The 10,998-nt window shown below is 47.9% G+C and carries 9 protein-coding genes; 3 read left to right on the top strand and 6 right to left on the bottom strand.

Annotated features, from left to right (window positions below; genetic code table 11):
* Nucleotides 1–115 precede the first annotated feature (115 nt).
* The 3 genes from QL234_RS10070 (at nt 116) to QL234_RS10060 (ending at nt 3,145) form a co-directional block, all read left to right on the top strand.
* Nucleotides 116–1,156, top strand: coding sequence for a hypothetical protein (locus QL234_RS10070; protein WP_281557689.1), 1,041 nt, complete (start codon nt 116–118; stop codon nt 1,154–1,156).
* A 146-nt stretch (nt 1,157–1,302) separates the two neighbouring features.
* A complete protein-coding gene (locus QL234_RS10065) occupies nt 1,303–2,178 on the top strand; it encodes an alpha/beta fold hydrolase (RefSeq protein WP_281557688.1) in 876 nt (291 codons plus the stop codon).
* 37 nt (nt 2,179–2,215) lie between these two features.
* Nucleotides 2,216–3,145, top strand: coding sequence for an alpha/beta hydrolase (locus tag QL234_RS10060; RefSeq protein ID WP_281557687.1), 930 nt, complete (start codon nt 2,216–2,218; stop codon nt 3,143–3,145).
* 208 nt (nt 3,146–3,353) lie between these two features.
* On the opposite strand, the gene QL234_RS10055 is transcribed toward QL234_RS10060, so the two are convergent.
* From QL234_RS10055 to QL234_RS10030, 6 genes are all read right to left on the bottom strand, one after another.
* Entirely contained in the window at nt 3,354–4,253 is a 900-nt protein-coding gene (locus tag QL234_RS10055) for a toll/interleukin-1 receptor domain-containing protein (protein WP_281557686.1), read from the bottom strand.
* A gap of 199 nt (nt 4,254–4,452) precedes the next feature.
* Entirely contained in the window at nt 4,453–5,802 is a 1,350-nt protein-coding gene (locus QL234_RS10050; RefSeq protein ID WP_281557685.1) for a hypothetical protein, read from the bottom strand.
* A gap of 631 nt (nt 5,803–6,433) precedes the next feature.
* Entirely contained in the window at nt 6,434–7,117 is a 684-nt protein-coding gene (locus QL234_RS10045; protein WP_281557684.1) for a hypothetical protein, read from the bottom strand.
* A 112-nt stretch (nt 7,118–7,229) separates the two neighbouring features.
* Nucleotides 7,230–8,642 (bottom strand): reprolysin-like metallopeptidase, encoded by a 1,413-nt coding sequence (locus QL234_RS10040; RefSeq protein WP_281557683.1) that lies wholly within the window; start codon nt 8,640–8,642, stop codon nt 7,230–7,232.
* A gap of 298 nt (nt 8,643–8,940) precedes the next feature.
* A complete protein-coding gene (locus QL234_RS10035) occupies nt 8,941–9,807 on the bottom strand; it encodes a hypothetical protein (protein ID WP_281557682.1) in 867 nt (288 codons plus the stop codon).
* Nucleotides 9,808–10,260: 453 nt separating this feature from the next.
* The gene (locus QL234_RS10030; protein ID WP_281557681.1) at nt 10,261–10,968 is read right to left on the bottom strand and encodes a hypothetical protein; all 708 of its coding nucleotides are present in this window, start codon (nt 10,966–10,968) and stop codon (nt 10,261–10,263) included.
* Between the last annotated feature and the right edge of the window lie 30 nt (nt 10,969–10,998).

The raw sequence follows: 10,998 nt of genomic DNA, 5'->3' as shown, positions 1-10,998 counted from the left end.
CAAGGGTTAAAAAATAAACACTTAAGTTAATTTTATGATATATCTATAAAAATGAGTGCCGGGTGGCACTCTACATCACTATTTTTTCGTTATGCAGATAATTGAGGGAACAAATATGCTGCGTCTATTACTGGTTTTTTGTTTAAGTTTTTTACCCCTGTCAAGCTGGTCAACCAATCTGGATGATATCCGAGCCCATGAGCCCAGCTCACGGGTCACCTGGGCCGAACAGTGGTTTTATAATGTTGCTGCACCGGGAATCGGTTATTTTAAAATTAGTTTTCAAACCTATATTGCTCCGGATTCTGTTGACGGGCAGGAAAAGGCCTATATGCACCTGGCCTTTACGCCGCTTCAGGGAGCAACGGTAAAATATGATCTCTTTTATGATGAGGTTATCCTGGAGCATCCGAGCAAGGCTGATGCCTTTTATTATGAGGTGCCGGGCATTATTGTTGCCGATGAAGAGCAGATCAGCGTCACCCATGAGGATTTTACCTTTTCTCTGGCCTGGGACGGCCCCCATACCCGTTACTGGGGGGGATTAAACCCGGGACAAACACCTTTTGGCATTATTCCTGAGTTGCCTGGTGTCGGCGGGAAATGGTTCCTGTATACGGTCACCACGCCTGTGCAATACAGTTTTGACGACGGTGTGCAAGGGTGGAGCGGCCCGGGTTATGCCCAGGTAGACAAGGGCTGGTACGATAAGGAGTCCAGCGCCGGTATGATGTATACCATGGGCTTGTCCGACGAAGTCGCTTTTATGTTTACCGGTGCGGTTTTCGGCGATAGCAGTGTTGAGATGTGGGCGGGCCGTTATGTGTCAGATAATTACGACTTGGTGTTTTACCCTGCGTTTAAAGGTCTTTCGGTAAAACGGGAAATAGATGCCTGCGCCGGAGAGTTACATGTTGAGCTGAACAAAATCGGTAAAAAACTCGTGCTTGATGCCAGGGCGGCGCCGGAAAGTTTTTATCTGCTGAATTTTCCTTCGGTGATTATTTTTGGCGGCGAACAAAACTATATGAAATCGATGAAGGCAGAAGTGGACTTTAACCTTTATCATTTGGGTGAATTAAAAGAGACCATACATTTGCCGCAGGCGCTGCTGGAATTTAGCGGCCCCTTTGCCTGCAGTGAGTTGCCGGACTAACTTCCCAATCAAAGGCCTGGCTGCGTGCTTAGAGCGGGCACGCAGCCCTACAGCCTTATGCTGCTAATTACTTGTTTTCACGGCATGTTCTGACTTAGTATAAACGTCAATTTATTTATCACTTGCGCTAAGTTAAGGAAAATTACATGCGGCCTTTGCTCTTGCTGATCAGCCTGTTCTCCCTGGTGATTTCAACCTTTGCCATTTTTGAAGTAAATGCCAAAGCCCGCGGAAAATATCCCGCCAGTATCGTCGAACTGACCATACCTTCACATGGTAAGCGCATGTCCGGCCTGGCTTATTTGGCCGAAGGGGCGGGGCCGCATCCTACGATTTTGCTACTGCACGGCTATCCCGGCAATGAGAAGAACCTGGATGTGGCCCAGGCGATGCGCCGTGAAGGCTGGAATGTGATCTTTTTCCATTACCGCGGAGCCTGGGGCAGCGAGGGGGAGTTCTCCTTTCGTGGTGCCGAGCAGGATGTCCAGCAGGTTTTGGCTTATTTAAGGCAGGAGAAAAATGCCGCCAGTTTGCGGATAAATGCGGACAAAATCTCCCTGGTTGGTCACAGCATGGGCGGGCATATGGCCATTGCCGGTATATTGGATAATCCGGCGGTAAAATGCTCGCTCTCTTATGACGGCGCTAATCTCGGGGCCGACGGCCTGGGCTTTTTTAAAGAAAAACAAAGTGCAGAGCTCTGGCGCAGTTACAGTGATAGCTTGTTTATGCTGTCTGGCTGGTCGGGAGCCAAGGCCGAGGCGGAAATCAGGCAATATGGCCCTGAGCTGGACTTGGTTAAACGCATTGACAAAATTAACGGCCGCCCGGTGATGCTCATTGCCGCCAATACCGAAGTGATCCCCATGGCTCAGCATATCAAGCCGTTATTGGCGGCATTAAAAGGGACTAACAATAGCCGGGTATCCTATCAATTGATTGAAGACGATCACAGTTTTTCCTCCTCCCGCGATCAATTGATAGCGGTCAGTGCGAGCTTTTTAAATGGCCAATGCCGCTAAGGCTGGATGACAAACATAGGGATGCAAAGGTATGTTGATGAAACTGAATCAATGGCAGCAACAGGGCAGATATTTTCAATACCGGGGGCATAATATCTTCTACCGGGATGAGGGAGAAGGTGAGGTACTGGTATTAATTCACGGCTTTCCCACCGCTTGTTGGGACTGGCATAAACTCTGGCCCGAGTTAATTAAACGTTACCGGGTGGTGTGCCTGGACATGATAGGTTTTGGCTTTTCCGATAAACCCCGGGATTATAACTACAGTATTTTTGACCAGGCGGATCTGCATCAGGCTTTATGGGCTTATTTGGGCATTAGCCGTTTCCACTTGATGGCACATGATTATGGCGATACCGTGGCCCAGGAATTACTGGCAAGATTCCAGGATGGACAGGTCAGTAAAACACCCGATGAAAACGGTTATGTTATCAACAGCCTTTGTTTGCTTAACGGTGGCTTGTTCCCTGAAACCCACCGGCCGTTATTGTTGCAAAAGCTGCTGCTTAGTCCGATAGGAAAAGTGATCAGTTATCTGTCAAATGAGCGAACGTTACGCAAAAAACTTAATGGGATTTTAGCGCCGGATAAACAAATGTCGGATGATGAGTGGCAGGATTTTTGGACATTAATGAAACATAACCGGGGATTGGCTATCAGTCATAAACTTATCCGTTACATGTCCGAACGCAAAATAAATCGTGAGCGCTGGGTTGGGGCATTAGTGAATGCCAGGGTGCCAATTCGGCTGATAAATGGCAGTTTAGATCCGATATCCGGCGCGCACATGGTAACGCGTTACTGTGAGCTGATGCCGGAAACTGCCTGCGATGTCGTGGCCCTTGGGCAAGTGGGGCATTATCCCCAGGTAGAAGACCCTGAGGCGGTATTAACGGCTTATCTGGCTTTTCGTTGTGCACTGACCGGCAGAGAAAATCTCATGAAAGCCAAGTGTGAGCTTAACTGAGACGCAAAGTTTGTGTCATTTATTATGGTGTTAATTTGATATTCACCGGTAAGGCGTTACTTTCCAGTATCGATAAAGGTGCTATTGTCGACAAACAAGAGTCTGATAAACATACACTAAATAAACAATAAAGCCTGGAGCGGCTATTCAGGCAATTATATGAAACGCAGAAGGCTAAGGTTTTCGGTTTTTTTGGCAATTCATGCTATCAGCTGAGATCATTCCGGTCACGGGCGATAACCACTTCGCCAGCCATAAAGCCGAGTCCCTGGTTTAAGCTGGCAGCAGTATAACCTTGCCAGGTGCCTCTGATAATGCGGTTGCCGCCGATAAGTTTAAGCAAAGCAGTGCCGCATATGGGAATCTCCCCCTGGCTCCAGTAACTCAAGGCGATATAGCCTTCAGACGATACCACGCCCTCCATAGGATAATGATCTGCCCAGTCCTTACCTTCGCCGACAATACGCAGCCGCTCCGGCGTGGTCCAGATTTTTACCGGGTGAACTTCAAACGGGGTTTGGCTGCCGTCTTCGGCAATTTGTGTCCATTTTGAATACCAGTTGCCCTGTAAGAAAGCAGCGGTATGCTGGTTATGAAAATGGCCGTGGAACAGACTTTCCGCCAGCCTTGACTGGTTATAGCTGTCAACGGCTTTTAAATAGTCCTTAAAGGCAACTTTGAGTAGTTTGGGGTTGACCGGTGTGCCTTTATATTTTTTCACCAAGCGGTAGTAGAGATCTGTCAGGCTAGCTTCGTCGTCGCCGCAAAAAATACTTAAGTCTTGCATTGGTGAGAGCAGTTCTTCTTTTGCCATGTAATAGACGATAGGAATGATGGTTTTGTTTTTACCCATGCCCAGGACATAGGCGCTTTCAAAGTAGATCCACGGCCTGTTTTTCGACTCAGGGGTGAACAGGGCGAAAATTAAATCCGCCTTTTGCAGTTCTTTTTCAATTTTCTCACGCCACTTGCCCGGGCCTATACCGCCGTCGGGATCCGGGTCATCCGAATACCAGGCCTCGATATTGGCGCCTAAATCTTCCAGCAGGTGTTTCCATGCATCGGCTAAAATCTGCTCACTACTGGCGTGGCTGATAAATATTTTCATAAAACCTCCCGAACCTGAACGGACGGCATTGCGGGTTTATCGCAAGGGGTCGTTATTTATTCGGCTTGTCCGAAAGCATAGATTGATAAAGGCAAGTTAACCACTGATTCTGCTGACGCAGATAAAAGATAAAGCTCACATCCCTGTGAACTTGTCTGTCCCTGCGATCTGCATCAGGTTAAGGTGGTTGCTTGACTGGTTATTGGGTTTTGATAAAAGTGCCTACTGAGATCATGCCTTCATATATCGGGGTAAACACCGAGGTAGTGCCGCTCCAGATAGAGCCGCTGTGTATGCCCCAGGCGGTATTGCCCCAAGACCAGCCACCGCCGCTGTCGCCGCCGATCCCCGAATGGTTGGTGGCGGTGACCATGCTGCCCACCAGGGTACCGTTCTGGTTGACGGTCACCCCGATATTAAGCACGGTATGGTTGCAGGTACGGATATTGGAAGAGCGGCCATAACGGCACACGGAAGCGCCGGGCATAGACCAGGTCCAGCGCCAGTTATTGACTTCGCGGATTTGTCCCGAGCTGGCATAAAACTCTGCCGGTTCAATATGGGTGGTGGTGTGGTATTCGGTATCTCCCAAAGGGCCTAAGTGCTGGTTACGCCAGGTCATGGAATATAAAGGAACTCCCGGTTCTTCAAACTGGTTCAAACCGCTGCAGTGGGCAGCGGTAATAATGCCGTCGCCCGAACCGCCGGAAACTGCCCAGCCGCTGGTACATTCGCGAAAACCGTCGTCGCGCAGCCAGTTGCCGCCGCGGCTGTGCTCAAAGTTGATCATCGGGGCATCACCGCTGACGACCTTGAGGTTGAGATCCTGCTCGGAGATGGACAGGGCCTTGCTATCCATAAAGAAGCTATCTTCTTGCTGCGCCTTGCTTTGTTGCAGCTGCAGCTGTTTGTGTACCTGGGCTATGATGGCTTTTTTATCGGGTTTTGCTTTTTGCCTGGATGCCTGTACTGTGCTGTCAATCATCTGGGTTTTCTGGTTGAAAGCTGTGATGGCGTTTTTATAGCCTAAATCCAGTAAAGAGCGCGACAGGATATTTACCCGCTTGAGTTGTTCTGCCAGGGACAATTTGTCGTTCTCTTGAACCCTGACCTTATTGCTGAGGCGGTTTTTTCTTAACAGGGTGCGGATTTCTTTTGGCATCTTGCCTTTAAAACGCATATGTCCCCGGGTTTTAGGCACAGGCTCGACCCAGATCCCTGAAATTTTATCGGGAAATTGCTCGTTGATTTTTTGCGCTAATTCCGAGAACTTTGTTTGAAAGGCTATGGCTTTTTCCACATCGGCGACTAACAAACCGGATTGCTCGGCCAGGATTTTGACATCTTCATAAACCGTCTGCTCCCGGGTTTGATATACCTGCTCATGGGAGTGGTCATCCGCGTGGTCGTGTGAGTGTGTTTCGTCTGCACTTGCTGCTAACGGCGTTGCTAATAACAGCGACAGGCTTAACGGCATGATAAACTTGCTGTTGCGCAGTAGGCTGGATTGTTTTGTGGTGGCTAAAGTTAACAGGTTTAAATTTCTCATCTTTGTTTCCGTAATCTATTGAAGTTTTATAGAAGGTGCTAAATACCTCTACAGATATCAGTACCTTCGAATATCAGCCTTCAGCCTGAATCCCTTGACTACCGCACCCAGAACGTTCTTTTGCGCTTTCAGCTTATTTAGCTAGTGCGTATGCCGGATGGATTATCCCACCTCAATTTTTGATAAATGAAATTTCACTGCTATTTGCAGAAGCAATAACAAACCGGGTTGCGTAATATTTGCTGAGCAGATCGACAAGATCGGGGAAATAACCGGATATGATAGCTGTTATTGTAATGGGGGAGTAAGGGGCGGAAAAGCATAGTTAGTAATGTTTACAGGCGGCTTTATGCTCCTGTCCCTGGCAAACAAATGACAATGTGACTGTTAATAAACATACCCGGGAAGTTTTGGTGTACACCTTGTTGGTATTGCAAAGATCACACAAGTCAAACGGCGCATTTGAGGCATGCAATGAAGGCTTCAATAGGTTGTCGATGACTTTTACACTTAAGCCGACAAGTTAGGACATTATGATACGGGCGAAAGCGTGTTTGCCGATAAAGTTAATTGTTTCTACCGGCATGCTTGGTACAAGCACCGGATGTTTAACTCGGAAAACAAAACATTGTTATTGATTGATCTTAGGCACAATCAAAAAATCATCATCATGGCTTGGCGGTAGTGGCGGGTTTTGATAAATCACCCCGACACCGTCAACAGTCGTGATGCTATAGGTATTGTCATTGGTGGCTATTGAGCCAAAAGTGCCGCCGGCGCCCTGGGTGATCACCACGGGATAGCTGTGGTTGTTCTGCTCGATATTGCCTTCGAAGGTATAGTCGCCGTTTTTCTCCAGCCTTTCTTTGGTGACTGTGACTTCCACGGTACTGCCATCGGGTAGAGGTAGTGACACGGTGTCGCCGACACTGATCTCTGCATGCAGGCTGTCATTAAAGGAAATGGTTTGATAAGGGGTATCGGCAAAGGTCGTTGGTACCCTGGCCAGGGCCTGCTTATTAACCTGCCAGGCGGAAATTTCAGCATCGTCTTCAGGCTCTATATCGTTACCTTGCAGCGAGAGCTGCCCAGGTTTAAGAGGTTTTATCGTGGCGCGAGACGGCGGCGAGGGCAGTGGCTTGAGTGCTGTCGGGAGTGGGGCTGAAATACTTTGTTCAGGCTGTTTTTGCTTTTCTTGTTGTTGACCCGGCTGCTGGGTCTGGTGTTTATTCGTGGTAAATGGCTGGAAATAGATTAGCAGCAAGATACTTGCTGTTATGGCCAAAACGAAAAAAAGCCCCTTGTTGTTTTTCATCGTTAACCTTTTCCCTTATGCCTTTACTCTATAAAGAAAGCGCCAATATCCCGCCCTTAGGCTTGATATTGGCGCTGCTTACAATGCCACTGCTGATGGCCGTCATTGCCGGTTAACCGTTTAAGGCATCCTGATAAGCCTGGTAGGCATCTGCAACCACTTGTTTTTGTGCTGCTACGGCTGCTTTGGCTTGCTCGAAAGCTGCCTGGGCCTGCTCGTAACTGTCTTTGGCGCTGTTGTAAGCGTCAAGCAGGGCATTAAGCTCTTCTGCCGATGCACTCACTTCAAGCACTTTGGCGTTATAACTGTCTGCCTTGCTGATGGCGGCATTGTATAACCTTTGTTGCTGAGCCGTGGTCAGGCTGCTGCTGGCATTATAATCATTAATTGCCTGCATCGCTTGCTGGTACAGGCTGTTAAGCTGGGTTAACTGGCGCTGATAACTGTTATAAGCCTTGTTATAAGCACGTCTGGCCTGCTTATAGGCTGTGCGGGCGGTGTTTTGCTCGGTTTTTAGCGCTTTACGCTCGGTTTTAAGCCCCGCCAGTTTTTCTTTGGCATCTAACCAGGCTTGCTTGGCCTCATCGGGATCGTCCGAGGGTTGAGTTTCCTCTGGTGTTTCTCCGTCGGTTGAACCGTCAGTGCCGTCGTTGGGATCTGTGATCACGGTCGCGGTATAGGCGGCAATCTGCGGCGCGGCAACCCCTAAGGCATGCACGGCATCGGCACCGTTAGCTTCGTTGTGGTCGATACCGCAGGCAGAGCCGAAACAGTCTAAATCCGGGCTGGAAAAGTTATAGACCTTTTGGGTATTGCTGCCAAAGAGCCAGGCATAACCCATGATAGTGGCAAAGTTGTCGGACTCGCCGTAACCCCAGGCCCAGGGGAAAGTGCCGCCTTCGCTGTCTTGCAGTGAAGAGTGGGTCAGGCCCATGTTATGGCCCAGTTCATGGCTGGTAACCCAGTCGCCGCAGGGGCCGTCCATGCCGATCACACCCATGCCGGTTTCACGCCACAAGGGGTTGCTGAAATCGCCATTGGTGCCGTAGCCGCCGATCCAGGCGATACCGCAAACATTGTTATGGCTGTTGGCATAAGGTCGCATCAGTAAAACTAAATCTGCGCCGTATTGTTCGCGCAAATCATCGACCTGGCTAAATGCTTCGCCGCGGTTACACACTCCCTGGGTTTGCAACGCGGTAAAGTCACAGGTGAGATCCGTCAGCGCCTGCTCAGGTGAGACCGAGTCGCTGTAATCGACATGTTGCTGGTGCACCAGGCGTAATTCGATATCCAGGTTACTGTCGGCGTAGACTTTATTGGAAACGCTGATGATTTGGTTTAAGCGGGTTTCAACGCTGCTGCCATATTGTGTCTGGACCCCGTCGGTATAAAGGGCCATCACATCTAAGGTAGTCGTGGCGAAAGCATTTGCGCTAAAGGTAAAAGCGGCGGCAATACCAGCGGCTTTTATCAGGGGATTACGGCAGCTTTTTAGCTGTTGATTAACGGGGTGATTTCCCATAAAGGGAGTCTCCTAAACTTTACTTAACAACCACTCCCTGGTTATCCAATTGGCGCGCGTCCTTTAAAGTTTTAGGTGTTGGCGATAATTTTTCAGCAACACCCATATACTACACATCAAATAACGGCTTAGCAAAGGGTATTTTTGTTGCAATTTTGTGTCTGGTTTTGTCTGTGGTGTGGGCTGGCGTTACTATCATGTTAAGTGCAGGGCTAAGTGGCTATAAAGCATCTATTTATCTTTTCGCGTTTAGCATTGGTTTGTGCTGCAGCAATTGACGCCGTCCGATTTTGGGGTTTTATCTTACATTTTCTGTCAGTTTTAACCACCACTGGCTGTCTGGATTTGCCGTACCGTCAGGAAGCTGATTATTTTCTAGCATGAGTATTTTACGCTTATGTAAGCGGCTGCGCTTAATATCTTGTAGGTGATACTTCAAAAAAAGTGCTCTTAACGAACCGTCTTTGACGGCATGGTTTAACCCCAGTTCAACCCGTTTAGCCAGGCGGCGGTTGTTCTTGGTGACAAAATAATAAACCGGGTAGGGGTAATACAATGCCAGGGTTTCTTCGACGACTATGTTGTTATAACGTTGTTTTAATGCGCTGCTTTCATGCCAGACCTCATTAATGCCGCGCGGAAAATAATCAAAGCGCTTGGCGTCTAACATGGCAAACAGGTTCAGGTATAAAGGGTTAGTGATGATCTTAAGGTAGTTATCTTTAAGAATAGTTGTGTCGGCCCAGTGTGTACCGAAACCGCCGATAAAATCGCTGGTAAGCTGTGCCAGGTTGCTAATGTCGGCAAAATCTGCCTGCTTGTCTTTATGTACCAGCAATATCCGGTAGCCGAGTATGCCTTGCAAAATGGGATATTTAATGGCGCGATATTTTTGCTCCCGGGCCAGGTTGGTGGCCAAAAAAGCGATGTCTATCTGGCCATTTTTCAATGACAATTCGCCGCGGCCATGACTCATGTTGGCTGTGGTAGCATGCAAAACCGCCGGACCTAATTCATCCCGGGTTTTATCCAGTACCAGCTGCAATAATTCAACGTGGTAATCATATCTGGCATCGGTTTGGAAATAACGGATCCGTTGTTCTGCTTCTGCTATCGCGGTTACAGGGAATAAGAAAAACAACATCAGTCCGGCAAAGTACTTCACGGGTAAACCACCTTCGCGGGATAAGCCAACTCAATAAGCCGTTTCTTTATCCTGGTGTACAGGCTTTTGTTAGTGTTGGGGAAAATAAATAAGTAGCGCATTTTTCGCATAATGGCCGGCTAATAGCAATAAAGGTTTTATTACTTTTTGTAATTCGGTGGCGTAGATAAAAAGAATTGCTGTAAGTATAGGCAAAAAAAGCCTTTAACCCTGTGTCTTTCTTCGAGTGAAAGAGGTTGTCAAGAGTTTGATTTTTAAACTTTTATTCTCTAGCTTGTTTGACTGTGAATCTAGGGGAATGGCTTTTTGGGTAATTAATGAAAGTAATTGCCCAAAAAGCCAAATGCATAATAACGGGCGGACAAGCAAATTCAGCATGCTTTCCCTTATAAAAGGCGGGTATATATCCTGCCTTGTCTGCCCGCTATAACAACACTAGTCAAGGTGGCCTGTCTATACTCCGTTGCCAAAATGGGCGATATTGTCGGCGACCTGGTTGGCGGGGGTGTAAACAAAACCTATCTCGCCCGCCTCATGGTTTGTGAGGTAACGATTGAAACCGGTTACGGTATTCTCATCCATCTTAAAACGTAACGAGCCCCCGACCTGAACCAATTCATCATTGCCCGCCTGCATTATCGACCGCGCCAGAGAAGCGTCGTTGGCACTATAGAGAAACTTTTCCCCGCTGGCGCTTACCTGAACATAAACGGTATGAAAGAAAGCTTTATCGCCGTTTAAGCGCTTAAAGTTGATAAAGCCGGAGTCGTGGATATCACCAAGGTTTAAATTATTGATGGCATTGCTGTTATTGAGACTGGTATGTAACAGGCCGTCATCATTTAAATTCATCAGCGACTTATACTCAGGGGTATAATTGGTCGACTTTGTCAGATCTGTTTTTGTGGCGGCGACAACAACATCCTCATCGGCCTGAGTCAGCAGGCGTTCAACCTTGGCCAGGCATAATGCCTTATTAAAACAAACACCGAAACTATCCGGTATTTTACTCATCCTTGCCTGCAGTTTCTGCTCGGTGATCGGCTTATATTCACCGCCGCCAAAACAGGCATCAAAAATGCCGGCATATGTATTTAAGGCAAGCGTACCAAGGAGCAAAGGCATAACCCGGGTATTCACTGAACGTTTTTGTTTTTTCATTATTTTCTCCATATTCTCTGCGAATAAACT

Source organism: Thalassomonas sp. RHCl1 (assembly GCF_947387555.1).
Lineage (GTDB): Bacteria > Pseudomonadota > Gammaproteobacteria > Enterobacterales > Alteromonadaceae > Thalassomonas.
The sequence above is the reverse complement of the archived record's forward strand: the minus strand, read 5'-3'. Positions and strand labels throughout refer to the sequence as shown.

Excerpts from the sequence above, each read along its gene's own strand:
- QL234_RS10070 (WP_281557689.1), top strand. The coding sequence starts at position 116 with ATGCTGCGTCTATTACTGGTTTTTTGTTTAAGTTTTTTACCCCTGTCA.
- QL234_RS10065 (WP_281557688.1), top strand. The coding sequence starts at position 1,303 with ATGCGGCCTTTGCTCTTGCTGATCAGCCTGTTCTCCCTGGTGATTTCA.
- QL234_RS10060 (WP_281557687.1), top strand. The coding sequence starts at position 2,216 with ATGAAACTGAATCAATGGCAGCAACAGGGCAGATATTTTCAATACCGG.
- QL234_RS10055 (WP_281557686.1), bottom strand. The coding sequence starts at position 4,253 with ATGAAAATATTTATCAGCCACGCCAGTAGTGAGCAGATTTTAGCCGAT.
- QL234_RS10050 (WP_281557685.1), bottom strand. The coding sequence starts at position 5,802 with ATGAGAAATTTAAACCTGTTAACTTTAGCCACCACAAAACAATCCAGC.
- QL234_RS10045 (WP_281557684.1), bottom strand. The coding sequence starts at position 7,117 with ATGAAAAACAACAAGGGGCTTTTTTTCGTTTTGGCCATAACAGCAAGT.
- QL234_RS10040 (WP_281557683.1), bottom strand. The coding sequence starts at position 8,642 with ATGGGAAATCACCCCGTTAATCAACAGCTAAAAAGCTGCCGTAATCCC.
- QL234_RS10030 (WP_281557681.1), bottom strand. The coding sequence starts at position 10,968 with ATGAAAAAACAAAAACGTTCAGTGAATACCCGGGTTATGCCTTTGCTC.